Here is a 17,771-nt window from a genome sequence, read left to right on the forward strand (position 1 = left end):
TCCTAGTTTCGATTGAGCCCCATTTCGCGGCTTTGCAGCTTGTGTTTCCAGTGAACCTCAATCGCGGCGAGATCTGCGAGCGTTGCCCCGGTCCCCACGGTTTCGAGAATCGACACTTGATAATCGCTGGGATCGCGGCTTTTCAAGCCGACATTGCCGCCATGCCCGTTGGCAAAATACTCTCTCCATCGGCCGAGAAAGCCATCGATGCCAGAAGCCATGCCAACATACTGTTCGCGTGTTCGAGGGCAGGTCAGAAGGTAGATTCCGCGAGTAGTCGCCAATGCCGCTGCCCATGTCGGTGGAATCGTCTCAATCTCTGACAGATTGAGAATGAGGGCTTGAAAGCCGGGAAAAGGATCTTCACCCAAGTTTCGGCGCAGCTCTAGAATTGGTTTCGGAACGCTATCGCCCCGCTGAATCCATGAGCGATAGCCACTACCCCATTCGATCCACAGCCGACCGGCGAAGTTCGCCAATTCTGGCAATTGCTCGAGCTTATAGAGATTGCAGCTTCCTGCCTCCTCGACCCCGCCTGTCACAGGATGCGTCCGATCGGCCGGGAGCAGACCGACGAGCTCGGCCGAATAGAGCCCCACGAAAAGCGTTTCCCGGCCTGGCACCCCGACGAATGACGCCCAATATGGCGCTCGCAGTCGGGCTGCATCCCCGATGGCCTGCGTCGCCTGATATGCCTCGAACTGGTCTCGATGATCGCGCCACAGCGCGTAGGGCGAGAGAAACCCGGTATGACGATTGTCTTGGTGGCGAAGCAGCCTAACGGCGCTGCGCTCTATTCCGGCCAGATCGAGTAAATTCGCAAATGAAAGCACGATATCTATCCCCGTCCCTGATAGATCAAATGCAGTATTCTGCGGTGATTTTCAATTGGCCGTCTTTTTCTTAGAGAGATGCCAAGTCACGCTGGCCGTTCGTCCCTACCGGGGCCGAGCCCCATCGAACTAACGCACAATGCCGAGGCGTTCGCCAAGGCTTGGCGGGTGCCACGGTCCGGCATCCTTAAGCATCCCCATGATCACCTCATGGGATAATTCGTGAATCTCGTATCCATCTTTTCGTGCCTGCTCGATGATGGATTCCAGTGTCGGGAATTCCTCCAAACTCATGCCGAGCCAAAGGGCGCACTCATCCGTATCCGGGTCAGGAAACGCCTGGAGAAAGAAGGTTCGCAACGGAGGATCAAAGCCGATAGTCGCCTCCGGATCGGTTTCAGTCCCATCGGTTACCCGCACAGTGTACCGGCTCAAGCTGGTTCCTCCTCCTGCTCCTCAGAAGATTCCTGCAGAGCGGCAAGGCTTCTTACCAGGCTGGCAAAGCGCCGACGAACGGTCTTATCTTCAATACGCGCGAATGCCCGGTTCAAAGCCAAACCCTCAGCGGTGGACAGAAAGTCCGTCAGCTCTCTATCAACCGGGGGGATGAGGGCCGCGCCTTCCCGGTCGGGCATGTCCTCGAAAAAGTACGCGGGGGGCACGTCGAAAACGGCTGCTATCTCTTTGAGGCGACTTGCGCTTACCCTGTTGGTCCCCTTCTCGTATTTCTGCACCTGTTGGAAGGTCACGCCGATCGCCCGGGCTAAGGTCCCCTGCGACATGTCGCACCAAGCGCGCCGCATACGGATACGGAATCCAACATGAACATCGATCGGGTCAGGTACTTTTTTCTCGGGCACACTCGGCACGCAAATCTCCTCACTTATGCTGGCGAACCAAGGTCGACATATCTCCCAATCGAACGAAGATGCTCAGCGATTTCCTGTCGAAGCAAATCGCGATCGCCATACCTTTCTTTGATCCGCTCAAGTTCAGGCGCTGCAATGTCGTACTCTTCTTCAGACAAGTCCGAATCGCCGACAACATAACCGTCGTGGCCAATGGCGCAGATATCGCAGCCTGTATTGATCACGTCTTGAACAAACAAAGGGATATCAGCCTGTGCCATTGCCTTGCTTGCGCCTGCCGTCATAGAAAATGCTCCTATGTTGTTTGACCATCGATGAAACGAAACCCGCCCTGGGTGAGGTTCAACCCCCAACTCGTGCCCTGTGCGATGACAGGATGGTTGATTTCGGCCAGCTCGTTATCGAGCAAGACGCAAACCCGCCGCCATGTGATGCTGGCCTCTTCGCCTCTGACAATCAGCTCCAAATCGTGAAGGGCGTCCAATCTCCGCTGTTCGGAGAGAGGTTGCCGGTTGTTCGGAAAGGCGCTCATTAGCTTTCGCCCGGATCGAGCTTCAGATACACGCGATCCTCCCAGGATTTCCGATGCCAGCTATAGGTTTGCCCGGCCTCCTCGTCGGCGTTCTGTTCCAGAACCGTGCCCTTGACGGTGACGGTGACGGTTCCAGTCGCCGGCAAGCCTATGGAGTTGAGGTCAGCCAAAGCCTGTTTCGGCACCAACGGCGTCGAGATCACAACCGAGCCATCGTCCTGACGTTCAATCGTCAGGAAATTGTTGCCGGACCGTGACTTGGTGGCGGGGAAACCGATCGCCGGATTCGATTCAGTAAGTTCGCCTTCCAGGCTCATTGCCAGATCAAACCGGCCCTCACCGACATAGACGAACCGCTCCATTCCCGGCATCGTCGCTGCCAGGGCCTCTTGGCCCTTCATTTTCTCATCAGCGTCGGGCGGGATCTCCTGCCCATCCTGCAGGGCCTTCACATAACGGGGGTCTGCCAGACGCCCATCCAGTTCAACGGAGTAGGAATAGCCCGAAAGGTCAATCGTGGCATTGAACTCCTCCGGCGCGAGGCAGCCGCTCAAAAGAGCGGCCGTGCCGAGTATGATGGGAAGCCGAATTCCGGCACGACCAAGTGCGATCATCGCTCGCCTCCCGTGTTATATGCACCCGGAAACACGATGTCCTGGTCAACGAGAATGTTGAAGTTGTAGCCAGGCCGGATTTCCAACGTCGGCTGGACATTGAGATTGCGGTCGATGGTCTTGTCCGCCACGCGGCCGAACGATTCCGCGAAGTTGCGGCGGGCCGCATCTTCGGGCTGATCTTGCGAGACACCGAAGGCATTGGTGCTGCTTTCCGGCAAGGCCATGTCGATGCCGGTCCCGATCGCCGCGACCAGAATGGCGGAACCGAAGGTGCGCCAGAAATGATTGTTCACCTTGTCGCGGAAGCCGCCATAGCCCTGCGTATCAACGCCTGCCATGCCGCCGATCTGCAGCGTGGAACCGTTCGGGAAGATGATATCGGTCCAGATGACGAGCGCACGTTGCTGACCGAACGAGACTTCGGAATCATATCGGCCAAAGAGCTTCGTCCCTTGAGGGATCAGAAGCCGGTGGCCGGTGGCGCTGTCATAGACATTCTGGCGAACCTGGGCGGTGATGCGCCCGGGAAGATCGGAGTTGATGCCGGTAATGAGCGTTGCGGGGATCATCGATCCCCGTTTGAGCTCATAGGGCGACATTTGCGGGACGACCTGATTTGGCAGATAGCCAAGATCGGCCACGTCCTGATTAAAGAAGGCCTGCTTTCCAGCCTGATTGTTCTGATCGCCCGCCCCGGCTTGACCACCGAGCCCGGCGCGCATGGCGGCGGCATAGAGGTCGGACATGCCGCCCGTACCGGCAAGCGTTGTCCCCTGCCCTTGCCCCTGTTGCTGACCAGATTGTTGAGCCCCGTCGAGGTTGGTGATGTCGATCGCCATAGGGCTGTTGCGAGCATTGCTCTGAGCCTGAATTGCCGCAAGCTGCTGGCGATGGCGCTCGCGCAGCAACGCTTCTTCCTGCTCCCGCAGGAGACGTTCGCGCCAATCGGCTTCCGGCTCCAATGTCGTCTGCTGGACCGTCTCTTGCCGCGTCGTCGGTTGGAACGGGTTCACGGCCGGCCGATCCTCTTCGACAGCCGTTTCCGTTGACGGCTGAATTATGACCGGATCAGGCCGAGGCTCGCCAATCATGCCGTCACCAATGCCGCGTTTCATTTCATCGGCAAAATCGCTCGCAGGTTGCCCCTGGGTTTGGTCCGGCTGTTCCCCGCCCCTCATGAGGCCGCGTTGCGACAGGCCCCAAATGATAACGCCAAAAAAGACGACCGCGAGCCCGATAAAGATGAAGATGGGCAATCTGTTGAGACGCCGGATCTTCGGGCGGTCTTCATCAGGACCGGCATTCAAATCAATCGAACTCATAGCCAGGTCCTCTTAGCTTTCGGCGCGGCGCATGACCGATACGGGGCTTGCCGGAACGGCAACGCCCGTCGAAGTCGAATAGGTACGGGCCAGTTCAACGGTCGGCGTGGAGAGACGCACGAGGACCTGTCCATCAGCCGTATCGACGGTGTAGGCAAGCGGGATCGCGCCCGCGCCGGTTGCCGCCGGATCGACGGCATAGCCCCAGCCGCGCAGTTGCTTGTCGAGCGATGCCGCAAAAGCGGAATCGTCGCTTTTGAGAGCGATCGTTCCGGTTCCCGGTCCGACATTCTCGGCAAGCTTTGCAACCATGTCGCCGGCGACGGCATCTGCCGCGATGCTATCGAGCTGGGCCGCGTCCATGCTGGCAACAGGAGAGAAATAGCCCCCTGTCGTGGTGCAGGCCGCGAGCGAGGCCGACATGATGCCGATGGCAAGAGCGCGCGCGATTTTCATGGAGAAGTCAGACATGACTATCCCCTCCTGTTGATTGTGATTTTCTGCTGGCGGCTGCCAACGCCGGAAACGAGGATGGCCCGATCGATCAGATAGTCGACGACCATCATATTGTTGTTGAGCCGGTAATTGACGATCTGGTTTTGCCCGCCCGAAACGACATAGAGGACCGGCGCATCGCCGCTCCCCAGGTGGCCAGGGAACTGGATATAGGTCTTCGTTCCGTCCGTGTAGACGCGCGTCGGCTTCCACCTGGCGCTGCCCGACATGGAGAAATTGAAGTTCAGGTTTTCGGCGGGAACACCGGCGCCGGGGATCACGCTGTCGGAGATCCGCTGGTTCACGACCTCGAGCTGCTTGCGAATGTCTTCCGGGTAGTTGAAAGCCACGCGAGCCATGTAGCGGGAGCCATGGGATTGCAGATTGATGTGATAGGTTCGCCGCGACGTGGTGACGACCATGGACGTCTTGAGCCCGGCTTCGGCCGGCTTGACGATCAGGCTGATGCGCTGGCCTTCCGGTGAACCGGAAGATGCCGGTTCGACCTGCCAGCGCACGGTATCGCCCACCAGAACGTCGCGCACGGCTTCTCCGGCCTGCAACTGGATTTCGCACAGTTGCAGGGGGGAGCAAACGACCGTCGGCTGCGTCTCCCCATAGAGATAGATCACCTGCCCGTCCGGGCCTTTGGTCATCACAGCGCCGGCATTCTGCCATTGCCCGGAAATGCCAACACCCTTGTTGGCGTTGAAGTCGGCCGACTGTCCCAAGCTCGGGGCAACCGAGCTGAAAACCAAGGCTGTAGCGCACACGCTCGCGCGCAATTTCATCATATTGAACATCACTCTCTCCGCGAGCGTTTTGCTAAAGTTGGGCCGTCCAGTCGAAGTCCTGGAGGTAAAGGCCGATGGGGTTCAGGCGAATGATAGCCTCGTCTTGAGGTGGCGATAGTGTAACGGTCGCCACTCCGCGCCAGCGTCGTGTGCGCAGCTCCTTGCCGGCGCGATCCCGTTCAATTTCGGACCAATCGACCTGATAGCTCTTGTTCGAGAGCGCCACGACGTTGCTGACCTCAACCGAAACGGTGACAGTCCGCGCCCGGTCAAACGGCGAATTGTTGCGGAACCAGTTGTTGACCTTCTCTGTTGACGGGTCGGATTTCCGCAGCATCGCGTATGTGCGATCGATGTAACCCTTCTGGACAACGGTATCGGGCGTGATCGAACGGAAGTTCGAGATCCACGTGCCGAGCATGGCGCGTACAACGCGCTCGTCGGCATATTCGATCTGCGCCGGGAAGCCGCCCGAAACGGAATTGCCGAGCTGGTCGACCTCGACGATGTAGGGCACCAGTTTGACCTGGCTCGACTGATAAAGCCCATAGCCGAACCCGATCACCGCCATGGTCATGGCGAGGATGCCGATTGTGCGCCAAGCGTTGGCAGAGCGGGTTGCGCTGCCATACCGCTCATTCCACTCGTATCGCGCGGCGAGATACGGATTTTCGGGATTTTTCAGCTTCGCCATGACCTAATTCCTGATGTTGGAGAGACGCGGGCCATGCCGCTCATTTCTGATTGCTTTTGGTTTTGGGATTGCTCAGCCCCATCGACGGGCCGCCGCTTCCGCGCGAGCCATGCAGGCCAACCGCCTTGTTCAAGGCGTCGTTGGCCAGGTTGCGGGCACTGGTCGAGACCCCTGCCCGGGCGCCTGCCATGGCCGAACTAAGAGCGCCTGCGCCGCCGGCCTTTGCAGCACTAGCGGCAGCAACACCCGCCCCAATGCCACTTGCGGCAGCAACGCCGAAAGTGGTGACTTGAGCGCCGCCGCGAATGGCTTCCATGCCGTTGCTGGTTGAGACACCCTGGACGACGCCCTGAATAATGTTCGGGACATGAAGAGCGATCATGAAGACGACGACCGAAAGGCCGGCGATGATCAAAGATGCAAGCCATTCCTCACCAGCAGTCGCATCATCGGCCAATCCGATCAGGATTTCCGAGCCGATGCGCGCAATCATAACCAGTGCCATGAGCTTCATGCCGACGCTGAAGGCGTAGACCAGATATTTAATCGCAAATTCCTTGGTGAAGCTGGAACCGCCAAGGCCGAGCATGATCATTCCAGCGAGCAGGCCGACGTACATTTCCACCAGCACGGCGACGAAGATTGCTGCGACAAGGGAAAAGCAGATGACCACGATTGCGACGGCGATAACCGCCGCGATCGCCATGGCATTGTCTTCGAACAGACCGAACTTGATCTGCTCGGAGAGCTTCGAGGCCACGCGGATACCGGCGTTGAACACGTCCGCAGGAGACGCCGACCCGCCATCGGCGCCGAGTTGGAAGAGACTGTCGACGATCGACTTTGCGAAGTCCGGTCCTTGCTGAAGGACGAAGAGAAAGAAGCCGATGAAAAGGATCCGGCGCACAAGCTCTGCAAACCAAGTGTCGAGCGAAGGCGAGGCGATTGCGAGCCAGACGGCGGCAATGCCAAATTCGATACCCGCCAAGATCCAGAACAGCGAAGTGGCCGCGTTCATGACGGTGGATTCCCACCCTTGAGTGGCAGACCGCACCTGGTTTTCCAGATTGGTGAGGACACTGCCTTCCTGTGCGATGGCTGGTTCAACCAAAGCGAGGGCGGCAATGGCGAAGGTCGCCATTCTCAAAATCGATGCGGCGCGCATGCTGAAAACCTCTGCTGGTTCAGAAACGAGGTGCCATTTTCTGGCCGCCCGAGGTTGGATAGTCGTCCGGATTGGACTTGAAGAAGTCGCCGGCCTTTTCCTGCGCAGCCTTGCGCGCAGCGGCTTCCTCTTCGGCAAGCTCAACTTGGCGAGCGAGCAAAGCCTTCATCTCCGGATCGGTGTTCGGAATGACGACATAGGACAAGGCCCCGCCCGCGACAGCGGACAGGAGGGCAATCATGATGACGATGGGGAGCTTAACGACAGTCATGCGCTTACCACCTCGGCTGCATTTCTTGACCGCCAGAGGTGGACGGCGATGTGCTATTGAAGAACTGCTCTCGCTTGTTCTGCGCGAGATCCTTTGCGGCCTGTTCGGACTGATACCAAGCGCCCATCATGGTCGATTGCTGCGCAACGAGGCCACGAAGCTTCTGCATCTGTTCGACCTGTTGGCTGGCGATCGAATGTCCGACCTGTAGCGCCTGCATCTGGCCAACTGCCGACTGCGACTGGGTTTGCAGCTCGCGCATGGTGCTCTGTTCGCTATCGAACTGTTGAGCCGTCAGACCGGCTTGCGCCAGTGTCCCGCCGATCGTGTCCCGGTTCGTCTGAGACCAACTCTGATACTGGTCGGAGTAATTTTCCCCGCCTTGAACACCGCTGGCGAATTCCTCGAAGCTCGGAAAACGCTGCTTAAGAACGTCATCCAATCCACCCATCGAAAAGGCGATGCCATCGCCCTGCTGGGTGAGCTCACGAAGCTTGTTGAGGTCCTGTTGCGCCTGCCCCCAAATGTTATCGGGCAGCTTTTCCAGATTCTGCAGCATCGTCCGGTACTGGTCGAGCTGGTTCTGAATCTGCGTCATCTGGTTGGTGATCTGCGTCACCTGATTGTTGATCTGGGTGACACCCTGCCCCGATTGCTCCAGCAATTGGACATTGTTCAAAAGCTGCGTCCATTCGGTCGCGCCGCCAGTGGCGGCGCCGGCATGAGCCGAGCCGGAAATGCTAAGGGCGAGCAGGACGCCCGCCGCGGTTCTACGAAGCAAAGAGTTTGTGAGCATTCTCGATTCCTCTTGTTTGAAGCCAGTGCCGCGGCCACTCATCGCCGTAGTGGGTGTGCAGCTCCTCGATGCGCTTGATGTCGTCCTTGCCGGCGGCGCCGACGAAGGACAGCGTGATCGGACCGAGCGCCATGTCGAACAGGCGCCGGCCGTCCGGCGAAACAACGTAATATTCCCGCTTCGGGATGGCCGTCGCGACGATCTCGATTTGCCGGTCGTTGAACCCGATCTTCTCGTAGAAGTCGCGCGTACCGCTCTCTCGTGCCGCGCCGTTAGGCAGGCAAATCTTGGTCGGGCAACTTTCCTTGAGGACGTCCATGATGCCGGACTTGTCCGCGTCGGAAATCGACTGCGTTGCCAGGATGACCGCGCAATTGGCCTTACGGAGAACCTTCAGCCATTCGCGGATCTTGTCGCGGAATGCCGGATGGCCGAGCATCAGCCAGGCCTCATCCAGAATGATCAGGCTTGGAGCGCCGGTCAGGCGCTTTTCAATTCGGCGGAACAGGTAGAGCAGGACCGGAACAAGGTTGCGGTCGCCCATATTCATCAGCTCTTCGATTTCGAAGGTCTGGAAGTTCGAGAGCTTGAGGCTGTCCTGTTCCGCGTCGAGCAAATGCCCCATGGGGCCATCGACCGTATAATGGCGCAGTGCGTCCTTGATCGAGCGCATCTGCACGCCCGACACGAAATCCGAGAGCGAACGGCGCTCTGACTTCGACATAAGATCGATCTGGTGCGAGATTGCGTTGCGATGATCAGGCGTGACCTTCTCGCCCTGGAGTTCGATCAGCGTTTCGATCCAATCAGCGGCCCAAGCTTTGTCGCTATCGCTTTCGAGTTCCGCCAGAGGGCAGAACGTCAGATGCTCCCCTGCCCCAACATCGTAGTGATCGCCGCCCACCGCCAGCGTCAACGGATACATCGACTTGCCCTTGTCGAAGGCGAAAAGCTGCGCATCCCTGTAGCGACGGAACTGCGCTGCGATCAGGGCCAGGAGCGTTGATTTACCCGAGCCGGTCGGCCCGAAAATCAGCGTGTGGCCGAGGTCGCCAACATGAAGGTTCAGCCGGAACGGCGTTGAGCCCGACGCGACCTGCATCAGAGGCGGCGAACCTTCCGGATAGAAGGGGCATGGGTTTATCGTTTCACCGGACCAGACCGAGTTGAGCGGCACCATGTCAGCCAGATTGCGGGTGTGGATCAGCGGTTCGCGAATATTGGCGTACCAGTTGCCCGGCATGCTTCCGAGAAATGCTTCGGTCGCATTCAGGGTCTCGATACGAGCCGCAAAACCTTCGGCCTGGATCAGGCGACGAACCGCTTCGGCGCGTTCGCGCAGCTTGGCCTCATCATTGCCGAACATGACGATGACCGGTGTGTAGTAGCCATAGGCGACGAGCTGCGAATTGGCCGCTGCAATCGCGTCCTCGCTTTCCGACACCATCAAAAGCGCATCCTGATCAACAGAACCGCTATTGGTCTTGAAAAGCTGGTCGGTGAAGGGGCGAACCTTCTGCAGCCACTTCTTGCGGGTGCGCTCCAGGCGCTGGCTGGCCTCGATAGGATCGAGGAAGACGAAACGGCTGGACCACCGATAAGTGAGAGGCATGAGGTCGAGAACGTTCAGAATGCCCGGCCAGCTCTCGGCCGGAAACCCGTCGATCGCCACCACCTGCATGTATCGGCCGTCCACCATGGGCGAGAGGCCGTGATGAAATTCGGCCGTCGCGAGATAGTCGAGATACATGGGCACGGCAGGCAGGCGAACCGGATGGTTTTCGCCTACGAGGCAGAAGCGGACGAACTGGAAGAGATCGTCATATTTAGCGGTGCGGAAGCCGCCGCGTTCCTCGGTTTCGTGCGTCAGCATGCGCCGGATCGAGACGACATTGCCCATGTACTGCTCGAACTCGCGGATCTGCGCACGGAAATATTCAAGCGTGCGGTCGGCAAAGCTGGTCGAGCGGCTTTCGTCGTCGGAATAGATATATTTCACCAAGCCGGACTTGCGCTTTTCCGGCTGGCGATAGGTCAGGATGATGGCGTGCTGGCTTTCGTAGTGGCCTTCGGCCGTCTCGAAGCGCTGGCGCCGCTCGTCGTCTATCAACGAGCTGACCTGATCTGGGAAATAGGACTGATCCTTGGTCGGATATGAAGTGGTCGGAACGCGCACGGCTTCGACCTGAATCATCCAGCCCGAACCGAGGCGGGCGAGGATGGAGTTGATCTGGCGCGACACTTCATTGCGCTCGAAATCGGTCGAGCTTTCGCTATCGGGACCGGCAAAATACCAGCCCGCCATCAGCGAGCCGTCCTTCAGCAGAATGATGCCGTTTTCGACCAGGCCCGCATAGGGCAGAAGGTCCGAGAACGATGCGCCGGTGTGGCGGAATTTGGAGAGAGCTACCATCGGTCAATATTTCCGCCATGGCGTGGAAGTCGGCCGGTAATACGAGCGGTATCTGATGTGGCGGAGGTAGACTTTGCGCATCAGCGGATCGGCTTTCGCCATCATGCGCAAAAGGCCGACAACCACGATCCAGATCGCGAAGCCGAGCGCCGCCGATACCACCGTGAGAACCACGAAAATGAGGATGACCGCTGCAAGCCCGGTGATCAGCACCAGTTCGCGGTCAGCCCCGAAAAGCAGGGTTGGCCGGGACAGGGCGCGGTGAATCCGCGCCCTCTCCAAACGGCTTTCCTGCTCAGCCATTAGCCGGTCCCCCAGGGACCGGCTTGAGGGCTTCCACTTGCTCCGGAACGCCGATCGACGCCCCGCCCGCGCCAAACAGGCCGACAATCTGCGTTGCGCCGAGCAGGATGCCGGCGACAAGGACCACGTACATCAGACGGCGGGCGAAATCGTTCAGCTCGCCACCGAAGATCAGCATGCCGCCAGCAATGGCGACGGCGGCAAGCGCGATGGCGCCGGCGACCGGCCCGGTGATGGATTCCTGAATCTGTTCAAGCGGACCTTCCCAGGGAAGCCCGCCGCCGCCGCCAGCAAGAGCCCGTTCGATCATCATCAGTGAAGCGGCAACGAGGCCGAGTAGCGTCAGCAATTTACGCGACATGGAGTTTTCCCTGTGTTTCAGACTTGTGGTTGCCGATAGGCGTGATGAGGTATTTCCCGTCGCGGAACCCCTCGACCTTGAGGATTTCCCGAACGACGCGCCCGCCTGGGGCACGTTCGATGGAAACGATCAGATCGACCGCCTCCCCGATGACTTCGGGCATCGGTTGGGTGCTGACTTCCGCGACAAGCTGCTCGAGGCGAGTGAGAGCGGCATAGGCATTGTTCGAGTGAACCGTCGCAATGCCGCCCGGGTGGCCTGTATTCCATGCTTTCAGGAGCGTCAGGGCCGCGCCATCGCGCACCTCGCCCACGATGATACGGTCAGGCCGCAACCGCATCGTCGATTTCAGGAGACGGCCCATGTCCACCGTGTCCGTCGTATGCAGGATGACGTGATTTGACGCCGAGCACTGGATTTCGGCGGTGTCCTCAAGGATCACCAATCTATGCTCCGGGGTCACGTCGACCAGCTCGCGAATGATCGCGTTGGTGAGCGTCGTCTTGCCCGTACCCGTGCCGCCCGACACCACGATATTCCACCGATTGGCAATCGCTTCGCGAACGACGGCGATTTGCGCCGCGCTCATGATCCCGTCGGTCATGTACTGGTCGAGCGTGATCAGCATCGATGCGCGCTTGCGGATCGTGAACATCGGAGAAGGTGCGGCTGGGGGCAAAAGCCCCTCGAAACGATGGCCACCCAGGGGCAGTTCACCAGAGATAATCGGTCGGTCCTGGTCGACTTCGGTTTTGAGCGCGTGAGCCACGCGGCCAATCACCGCCTCGGCGTCATGGGCGCTCATTTCGCCTGCCGGCTCCATGCCAGCACCAATCCGCTCGATAAAAAGAGTGCCGTCAGGATTGAGCATGACCTCGACAACCTTGGGGTCATCGAGGGCGGCAAGGATCGTTTTGCCGAGTGCGTCGCGAAGACTGTTTTCCAGCCTGCGGCGCGATTCCTTCGCTCCGTCCCTGCTCAAAAGAAGACCCTCTCGCCATCAAGTCCTATTACAAACCAGTAATTCGGTTACTGAGTTAGCCAGTAGTATGTGTCAACCCGGCGACAGAGGAAACATGACTCAGGGTGGCGACTTTTACACGGAATCCGAGAGTATGTGACACAGTTGCACCAGACACGCAGCATCGCCTAGCCGCTAAAATGCGACTAAGGAGAAGCAGCCCGCCATCAAAACGATGGCTGGACTTTTCTATATGTGAAAGTTAAAACGGATGCAATCGCACAACCGACTCATTTGGCATCTCGTGAAGCAGATCGTAGAAAACGCCTTTCCGGAGGAAACAGCCGCCTCTCGCTTGCAGCAAGTCGCGGTGCTGTTGACGATCAATGCCCTGCAAAATCAGCCGGAGCCTTTGACCACTCAGCGACTTGGCGAGATCTACGGCCTCAACGCCTCACAGACGCACAAGCTCGTTACCCGGCTGGTCGAGCGCGGCCTGGTCACAAGAGAACAGATTCACAATCGTTTGGGGCGCGGCCATGCGTTTGCACTTCGCCTCGTAGAGACGCCCGAATTGAAGATATTGCGTGATGCAATACTAAATGAGGGAAATTAAATATAGGAACCAATGACTAAGGCGACCGGAGACAATATTATTCAAGGTCCATGGGACCTTTGCTTTTACCGATCGTCAACGTTCCGGCCGGCGCATCTAGCGCGTGACCGTGCAATACTTGTGGACCAACTCGCCGTTACGCTCGCGCTCGCCCGAGCGGCCAACGACTCACTGCCTGTCAAAGTGTCGTTCCTCGTCACGTGCCTGGGCATGGACCACAGTCGTATTCTCTGTGCTCTCGCCCATCTTCTTCAGACCAGCGTAATCGATCGAGACATGATCGTTTTTGATTGCACTGGCCTCCTGTCTGATACGCGGGAGGGCCGATGTTAGGAACATCGTTACTGGAATATGACCAAAACGGAGTAGACTTACGATGGCGCAAGAGATTCGCGCCACGGAGGCCTGCCCCGTAAGCGGACGGGGCTAACACCGTTAGCGTACCTGCGGATCGGTCCTCAGTTTCATTTTGTCCCGATCCTCAGAAAAAATATGCGGTCCGCACATTGGGATGATCCCAATCCGCAGATTTTCCTAATCGACTTGGACAGGGTTGCCGCGCCGGAGCGAATCCGGCACAAATACCCAAATCACAATACTGCAATAAAAGGAAACCGTTTGAACTCAGCCCAGAAAAGATAAAGGCCCCGAAGCCGAAGCGACGGAGCCTATCTTCAAACCCAGGGTCGCCAAACCCCGAGCAGCTTCTGAAACTTGCTCTTGAAGATAGTCTCTCCGGAAAATTTGTCAACCACAAACGCCGCTTTGGCGAACGGGTCTGCTTTGCCCTGCAACAGGAGATCCTATGTCAAATCCAACCGGTTTCCGGGCGATGACGCCTGGAATAAACAATGCCCACACCCTTGCCGAACAATGGGGCACGCAGACTGCCGTTCAGAAAAAGCGCGCCGTCCTTGCCTTCAACAAAGCATCATCACTGCTTGGGCTCCATGCCCAGGCGATCCAGCTCATGAACTGCCTCTTGAGCTTCACCCGCGACTGCGATTGGGAAGCAGACAGCCGCCCCTTGGCCTGGCCAGACAATCAGCGGCTCATGGACGCACTGAACACGTCGCCCGCAACAGTGAAGCGGACCTTGCGCCGGCTGGCCGAAACTGGCCTGATCGCCTTCAAGGATAGTCCATCAGGGCGCCGCGTCGGGCGCCGCAATCCGCACTCCGGCAAGATCGAGGTTGAGCGGAGCTACGGGATCGATCTTGCCCCCTTGGGTATCAGGACTCCCGACCTCGAGGCGATGGCCGAGGCGCAGGAACGCCGTCAGGCTTACACCCGATCCCTGGCACACCAATTCACGCGCGATCGGAAGATGCTGACCTCCTATATCGAGTCCGGCCTTGCCTACGATCTTCCCGGCCCATGGCGCGAGTGCGCCGACGAGCTGGACGAGCTTGCCGCTATCAGACGCTGCCGTTGCTCGACGGAACGGCTTGAAGACCTATGCGAACGTCTCGCGGACGTCCTTGAAAGGGCCCGCACGGCCTATGCCGCCGCCGCCGACAAGTTCGAGGATCAAGCCGCCCGCCCCGCCCCTTCAAGCGCAGGGCAAGAGGGTCAGAAAGACATGAATATGAGCCCCTTGGGGTTCACCAATGAGCCGCACATACAGAATACAACCGAGAGTCAAATCCATGATTTGTACAGGGATAAGCGGCGTTCCGCTGACGCGGAACAACTCGATTTGATAGGCGCCGGCTCCGCCGGCGAAGATGGCTTAGGAAATAAGCCTGAGCGAGGCGAAACGCCAGAGCAACCGACAAAAGTCGAGGCACGACCGATCGATCCACCAACATTGATGGTGCTTTGCCCGGAATTCGGGCAGTGGATTGTTTCCCGAGGGCGCGTTACATGGGACGATATAGTTAACGCCGCCGAAAAAGTTGCGAAACCGAGCTTGCAGATCCCGGATTCGACCTGGGCGGCCGCCTGCCGGATGCTTGGCCGACAAACCGCGGCCGCGGCGGTCGCGTTGATCTACGAGAAACATGAGGATGGACTGATCGATAACCCAGGAGCCTATCTGAACGGGATGCTGTCGAAGGCGGAAACCGGCCAGCTTCATCTACCGGCCTCCCTCTTCCATTGGCGGAAGCCGCGAAAAGAACGCCGCGCGCCGTCAACCCCGACATACCGAAACTAAGCGGAGATCCACCATGCAAATGTCGATGCGTTCCGACAACGCAATCAAAATCCTGCTCTATTTGGCCGCGCAGCTCGAGGATCGACTGGTGCCAGTGCCCGAGCTGGCCTTTGCCGTCTCCATTTCTCCATTTTCCATGCAGACCCTCATCAACGACCTGGCGCAAGCGAACCTCGTTCGCACGACCAGAGGCCGCAACGGTGGCGTCAAAGCAGTTCGCGACCTGGCGAACGTCCGCGTGTCGGAAGTGATCGCCGTCGGCGAACAGGAAGCGGGATGGAAATTCACCGAATGCGACCGATCTCCGGACTGCGCGTGCTTTCTCAATGGAAGGTGCTCGCTGCGCAACATGTATCGGCATGTGCAGGAGCAAATCATGGTGATCTTCGAAGGCTACAGCATGGCGCAATTGCGAAGCGCCGAAACGGATGCCGCGGCGCGTGAACGCGCGGCGTTGTTCCGGAATCGGCAGTGTCCCGAGAAAAGCGACGAAAAGACAAGGCAGCCCGAAGCGAATGCGATGCCGTAGGACCGGATCAAAAGGCAGCCAATGATGCAGAAACCAAAAACTTGGGCGTTGGCGCTGATCCTGATCGCGGCCGGAGCTGTTCAAGCCGAAGCGCAGTCCCGTTCCGGGCTCGTTTCCGTGGCAGATGGCAGCCGGTTCCAGATGCAAGGTTCGAACCTGTGGGTCCGGCTTTATGGAATCGAAACCTGTGATCTGGAGCAGAGGGCTTTTTTCAACGGTGTCGGTTGGCCTTGCGGGATCGTCGCTGCAGGATGGCTTACGCAGATCACGTTAGGCTATGAAATCAAGTGCATAGAGGAAGGATCGGCCGAGTATGCCACGTTTTATGGCCGGTGCTTTTTGCCGAGCGGAGAAGACATTGCCAAGCTTGCATTGAAACAGGGAATGGCGATTGCCAAGAGAGAGAATGGCGAGCCGATCGAGGAGAGCTATGGTCTGATCGAAGCCGAGGCCAGGGAGAAGAAAGCTGGTCTTTGGTCTTCAAATTTCCAGAATGGCGGCGTTTTCTATCGGGCACAGACCGCCGATTGAACAGTCCTAGATCACGGCAACTGCAGCAGGTTTTTCCGGGCGCGTTCGGGCCAAGGCCCGACCCGGCTAGCCCCGCCCTGGAGGGGCTTACCAAGCCGATTGTTCCATGCTTGGGGGCATTCCTAAGACCTGCCGGCGTCTCCGCCGGAGACGCCATCATGTTAGGAAAGCCAACCCCGCCTGTCGATCGTCTCGGCCTTCGGGGGCTATCCGTCGCGCCAATTACCTCCCAAGCCTGTCTTTAGCCGCTTTGAGTGCCTTTGCGGTGTTCTTTCGCGTGGCCCAATGGATCGCGCCATACCCATCCGCCACACCGAACTGCGCAAACTCTTCTGCATGAAAATCGGAGTTGAGTGGGAAGACAAAGGACACGCTGTCACCCACTTCAACGCGCTGTCCGGCGGCGGTATTCCCGAGATGAGCCGGGTCGTGCATTATCATCGCACTCAACTTCCGGCGAAATGTCCTATCGAACCACCTAGGTCGGGCATAGACCAAACCTATCCGGTTGGGGAGCGGACCGAGATTCAAGGCTTCAATGAAGAAGTCCGGCCCTATGGGTTCTCGACCCTGCTGGATTATGCTCTTCACGGCCGCCGTTACGCGGAACCGCGGCTTCTGAATCGCATCTCGATATACAGTCCAACCGGCAACAAACAAGGACACCGCTAGCGCCAGCGCAGAAATGATTAAAGCATAGAATTCCATGTACCACGCCCCTTCGGTCAATTCTGGCAAGGATACTCGTATTGGAGGATGACGATCGCAGCGGCAAACCAGTTGTCTGCCAGAGATGCCGGCATTGCCTTCATGTCGTCTACCATGCGGACATAAAGCCTCATGAAGTCGCCTACGGTCGCATCTTCAGGTGCGCACACGCGGGGAAGTCCATTCAATGTTTGTGTGTTTCGTAATGTAATGAATGAACCAAGGCAGTAGCCAGCCTCGAACGTGCTTGCCGTTGCAGTTGGATCATCGATTTTGAGCACGATCTCGCGGCACCAATCCCGCATCTCGATCGCTGTTGCAGCCTGCGCTTCGCCGGCGGCCGACAATGACCAGATCGCCGCTGCCGTACCAAGAAGCTTGGAAATTGCGCGCTTCATGTTCCCCCTCCACGATATTACCGTCCACCTCGACCTTGATGGAGCGTGATCGGCGCAAAATTGGTCAGCACCAACATACACAGAACCGCTTGCCGGGGGCAGTCGGTCCCGGTTTCCGCCCTTCGGGCGGCGCTATACTAAACCTCCTGCGGCTGCCCTGTTAAACCGGTCAAGCGGCGCGCGAACTGGCGCCGGCCGCTGCGCTGCCTTCGCCTGGTATGCTCATTGTTTGATTTGGGAGGGGAAAGAGGGCGCTGCCCCCTCTCCCCTGCAAGCCGAAAACCGGCATCCCCCATCCTTCCCTCTATCATGGCGCCGGCCAGGTCCGGCCCTCATTCATTCGGTGCAGGACGCGCGGATCTCGCTGACGCGGATTCGCGCGCCCCTTCGGGGTGGGTGGTCCCC

General features: G+C 58.6%; 23 protein-coding genes. 4 read left to right on the forward strand and 19 right to left on the reverse strand.

The annotated features are described in order from the left end of the window. Nucleotides 1–2 precede the first annotated feature (2 nt). From J5286_RS30710 to trbB, 17 genes are all read right to left on the reverse strand, one after another. Nucleotides 3–833: a GIY-YIG nuclease family protein gene (locus tag J5286_RS30710; protein ID WP_209215432.1), complete on the reverse strand. Its 831-nt coding sequence runs from the start codon at nucleotides 831–833 to the stop codon at nucleotides 3–5. 129 nt (nucleotides 834–962) lie between these two features. Continuing rightward, a complete protein-coding gene (locus tag J5286_RS30715) occupies nucleotides 963–1,268 on the reverse strand; it encodes a hypothetical protein (protein WP_209215433.1) in 306 nt (101 codons plus the stop codon). Next, nucleotides 1,265–1,693, reverse strand: coding sequence for a helix-turn-helix domain-containing protein (locus tag J5286_RS30720; RefSeq protein WP_348529902.1), 429 nt, complete (start codon nucleotides 1,691–1,693; stop codon nucleotides 1,265–1,267). Before J5286_RS30720 ends, J5286_RS30715 begins: the two co-directional genes overlap by 4 nt. 23 nt (nucleotides 1,694–1,716) lie before the next feature. Next, nucleotides 1,717–1,986 (reverse strand): Y4lK-related protein, encoded by a 270-nt coding sequence (locus J5286_RS30725; RefSeq protein WP_247749736.1) that lies wholly within the window; start codon nucleotides 1,984–1,986, stop codon nucleotides 1,717–1,719. Between the two features lie 11 nt (nucleotides 1,987–1,997). Beyond that, the gene (locus J5286_RS30730; RefSeq protein WP_209215434.1) at nucleotides 1,998–2,234 is read right to left on the reverse strand and encodes a hypothetical protein; all 237 of its coding nucleotides are present in this window, start codon (nucleotides 2,232–2,234) and stop codon (nucleotides 1,998–2,000) included. Then, entirely contained in the window at nucleotides 2,234–2,848 is a 615-nt protein-coding gene (locus J5286_RS30735; RefSeq protein WP_209215435.1) for a hypothetical protein, read from the reverse strand. The genes J5286_RS30730 and J5286_RS30735 overlap by 1 nt, the downstream gene beginning before the upstream one ends. Next, nucleotides 2,845–4,173 (reverse strand): IncP-type conjugal transfer protein TrbI, encoded by a 1,329-nt coding sequence (gene trbI, locus J5286_RS30740; protein WP_209215436.1) that lies wholly within the window; start codon nucleotides 4,171–4,173, stop codon nucleotides 2,845–2,847. The genes J5286_RS30735 and trbI overlap by 4 nt, the downstream gene beginning before the upstream one ends. A 12-nt stretch (nucleotides 4,174–4,185) precedes the next feature. Then, entirely contained in the window at nucleotides 4,186–4,644 is a 459-nt protein-coding gene (gene trbH / locus J5286_RS30745) for a conjugal transfer protein TrbH (protein ID WP_209215437.1), read from the reverse strand. Nucleotides 4,645–4,646: 2 nt separating this feature from the next. Continuing rightward, nucleotides 4,647–5,471 (reverse strand): P-type conjugative transfer protein TrbG, encoded by an 825-nt coding sequence (trbG, locus tag J5286_RS30750; protein WP_209215439.1) that lies wholly within the window; start codon nucleotides 5,469–5,471, stop codon nucleotides 4,647–4,649. 22 nt (nucleotides 5,472–5,493) lie between these two features. Then, the gene (gene trbF, locus J5286_RS30755; protein WP_209215440.1) at nucleotides 5,494–6,156 is read right to left on the reverse strand and encodes a conjugal transfer protein TrbF; all 663 of its coding nucleotides are present in this window, start codon (nucleotides 6,154–6,156) and stop codon (nucleotides 5,494–5,496) included. A 40-nt stretch (nucleotides 6,157–6,196) separates the two neighbouring features. Further along, the gene (gene trbL, locus J5286_RS30760; RefSeq protein WP_209215448.1) at nucleotides 6,197–7,321 is read right to left on the reverse strand and encodes a P-type conjugative transfer protein TrbL; all 1,125 of its coding nucleotides are present in this window, start codon (nucleotides 7,319–7,321) and stop codon (nucleotides 6,197–6,199) included. 19 nt (nucleotides 7,322–7,340) lie between these two features. Beyond that, a complete protein-coding gene (locus J5286_RS30765) occupies nucleotides 7,341–7,592 on the reverse strand; it encodes a DUF2749 domain-containing protein (protein WP_209215450.1) in 252 nt (83 codons plus the stop codon). A 4-nt stretch (nucleotides 7,593–7,596) separates the two neighbouring features. Next, a complete protein-coding gene (trbJ, locus tag J5286_RS30770; protein WP_209215457.1) occupies nucleotides 7,597–8,388 on the reverse strand; it encodes a P-type conjugative transfer protein TrbJ in 792 nt (263 codons plus the stop codon). Then, nucleotides 8,363–10,801, reverse strand: a complete 2,439-nt coding sequence (locus tag J5286_RS30775) for a conjugal transfer protein TrbE (RefSeq protein ID WP_209215459.1) — start codon at nucleotides 10,799–10,801, stop codon at nucleotides 8,363–8,365. Before J5286_RS30775 ends, trbJ begins: the two co-directional genes overlap by 26 nt. Nucleotides 10,802–10,804: 3 nt before the next feature. Continuing rightward, nucleotides 10,805–11,104 (reverse strand): conjugal transfer protein TrbD, encoded by a 300-nt coding sequence (locus J5286_RS30780; RefSeq protein WP_209215460.1) that lies wholly within the window; start codon nucleotides 11,102–11,104, stop codon nucleotides 10,805–10,807. Next, nucleotides 11,097–11,465 (reverse strand): TrbC/VirB2 family protein, encoded by a 369-nt coding sequence (locus J5286_RS30785; RefSeq protein WP_209215463.1) that lies wholly within the window; start codon nucleotides 11,463–11,465, stop codon nucleotides 11,097–11,099. Before J5286_RS30785 ends, J5286_RS30780 begins: the two co-directional genes overlap by 8 nt. Continuing rightward, nucleotides 11,455–12,447, reverse strand: a complete 993-nt coding sequence (gene trbB, locus J5286_RS30790) for a P-type conjugative transfer ATPase TrbB (protein WP_247749737.1) — start codon at nucleotides 12,445–12,447, stop codon at nucleotides 11,455–11,457. The genes J5286_RS30785 and trbB overlap by 11 nt, the downstream gene beginning before the upstream one ends. A gap of 250 nt (nucleotides 12,448–12,697) precedes the next feature. On the opposite strand from trbB, the gene J5286_RS30795 reads away from it, so the two are divergent. The 4 genes from J5286_RS30795 to J5286_RS30810 all read left to right on the forward strand — a co-directional run bounded on the left by J5286_RS30795 (nucleotide 12,698) and on the right by J5286_RS30810 (nucleotide 16,260). Then, nucleotides 12,698–13,042, forward strand: coding sequence for a MarR family transcriptional regulator (locus tag J5286_RS30795; RefSeq protein ID WP_209215465.1), 345 nt, complete (start codon nucleotides 12,698–12,700; stop codon nucleotides 13,040–13,042). Nucleotides 13,043–13,847: 805 nt separating this feature from the next. Beyond that, entirely contained in the window at nucleotides 13,848–15,200 is a 1,353-nt protein-coding gene (gene repC / locus J5286_RS30800) for a plasmid replication protein RepC (protein WP_209215467.1), read from the forward strand. Nucleotides 15,201–15,213: 13 nt separating this feature from the next. Continuing rightward, nucleotides 15,214–15,729: an RrF2 family transcriptional regulator gene (locus J5286_RS30805; RefSeq protein ID WP_209215468.1), complete on the forward strand. Its 516-nt coding sequence runs from the start codon at nucleotides 15,214–15,216 to the stop codon at nucleotides 15,727–15,729. Between the two features lie 21 nt (nucleotides 15,730–15,750). Further along, a complete protein-coding gene (locus J5286_RS30810) occupies nucleotides 15,751–16,260 on the forward strand; it encodes a thermonuclease family protein (protein ID WP_209215470.1) in 510 nt (169 codons plus the stop codon). Between the two features lie 222 nt (nucleotides 16,261–16,482). Here J5286_RS30810 and J5286_RS30815 read toward each other — a convergent pair whose 3' ends face one another. Together J5286_RS30815 and J5286_RS30820 are read right to left on the reverse strand one after the other, a co-directional pair. After that, nucleotides 16,483–16,968, reverse strand: coding sequence for a cupredoxin domain-containing protein (locus J5286_RS30815; protein ID WP_209215472.1), 486 nt, complete (start codon nucleotides 16,966–16,968; stop codon nucleotides 16,483–16,485). Nucleotides 16,969–16,985: 17 nt separating this feature from the next. Then, complete coding sequence (locus J5286_RS30820; protein ID WP_209215474.1) at nucleotides 16,986–17,366, reverse strand: hypothetical protein; 381 nt, start codon at nucleotides 17,364–17,366, stop codon at nucleotides 16,986–16,988. Between the last annotated feature and the right edge of the window lie 405 nt (nucleotides 17,367–17,771).

This window comes from Rhizobium sp. 16-488-2b (genome assembly GCF_017741815.1).
GTDB lineage: Bacteria > Pseudomonadota > Alphaproteobacteria > Rhizobiales > Rhizobiaceae > Rhizobium.

What these genes read in the sequence shown, in the direction of transcription:
- J5286_RS30725 (WP_247749736.1), bottom strand. Translation starts at nt 1,986, where the DNA reads ATGACGGCAGGCGCAAGCAAGGCAATGGCACAGGCTGATATCCCTTTG.
- J5286_RS30730 (WP_209215434.1), bottom strand. Translation starts at nt 2,234, where the DNA reads ATGAGCGCCTTTCCGAACAACCGGCAACCTCTCTCCGAACAGCGGAGA.
- J5286_RS30735 (WP_209215435.1), bottom strand. Translation starts at nt 2,848, where the DNA reads ATGATCGCACTTGGTCGTGCCGGAATTCGGCTTCCCATCATACTCGGC.
- trbI (WP_209215436.1), bottom strand. Translation starts at nt 4,173, where the DNA reads ATGAGTTCGATTGATTTGAATGCCGGTCCTGATGAAGACCGCCCGAAG.
- trbH (WP_209215437.1), bottom strand. Translation starts at nt 4,644, where the DNA reads ATGTCTGACTTCTCCATGAAAATCGCGCGCGCTCTTGCCATCGGCATC.
- trbG (WP_209215439.1), bottom strand. Translation starts at nt 5,471, where the DNA reads ATGTTCAATATGATGAAATTGCGCGCGAGCGTGTGCGCTACAGCCTTG.
- trbF (WP_209215440.1), bottom strand. Translation starts at nt 6,156, where the DNA reads ATGGCGAAGCTGAAAAATCCCGAAAATCCGTATCTCGCCGCGCGATAC.
- trbL (WP_209215448.1), bottom strand. Translation starts at nt 7,321, where the DNA reads ATGCGCGCCGCATCGATTTTGAGAATGGCGACCTTCGCCATTGCCGCC.
- J5286_RS30765 (WP_209215450.1), bottom strand. Translation starts at nt 7,592, where the DNA reads ATGACTGTCGTTAAGCTCCCCATCGTCATCATGATTGCCCTCCTGTCC.
- trbJ (WP_209215457.1), bottom strand. Translation starts at nt 8,388, where the DNA reads ATGCTCACAAACTCTTTGCTTCGTAGAACCGCGGCGGGCGTCCTGCTC.
- J5286_RS30775 (WP_209215459.1), bottom strand. Translation starts at nt 10,801, where the DNA reads ATGGTAGCTCTCTCCAAATTCCGCCACACCGGCGCATCGTTCTCGGAC.
- J5286_RS30780 (WP_209215460.1), bottom strand. Translation starts at nt 11,104, where the DNA reads ATGGCTGAGCAGGAAAGCCGTTTGGAGAGGGCGCGGATTCACCGCGCC.
- J5286_RS30785 (WP_209215463.1), bottom strand. Translation starts at nt 11,465, where the DNA reads ATGTCGCGTAAATTGCTGACGCTACTCGGCCTCGTTGCCGCTTCACTG.
- J5286_RS30795 (WP_209215465.1), top strand. Translation starts at nt 12,698, where the DNA reads ATGCAATCGCACAACCGACTCATTTGGCATCTCGTGAAGCAGATCGTA.
- repC (WP_209215467.1), top strand. Translation starts at nt 13,848, where the DNA reads ATGTCAAATCCAACCGGTTTCCGGGCGATGACGCCTGGAATAAACAAT.
- J5286_RS30805 (WP_209215468.1), top strand. Translation starts at nt 15,214, where the DNA reads ATGCAAATGTCGATGCGTTCCGACAACGCAATCAAAATCCTGCTCTAT.
- J5286_RS30810 (WP_209215470.1), top strand. Translation starts at nt 15,751, where the DNA reads ATGATGCAGAAACCAAAAACTTGGGCGTTGGCGCTGATCCTGATCGCG.
- J5286_RS30815 (WP_209215472.1), bottom strand. Translation starts at nt 16,968, where the DNA reads ATGGAATTCTATGCTTTAATCATTTCTGCGCTGGCGCTAGCGGTGTCC.
- J5286_RS30820 (WP_209215474.1), bottom strand. Translation starts at nt 17,366, where the DNA reads ATGAAGCGCGCAATTTCCAAGCTTCTTGGTACGGCAGCGGCGATCTGG.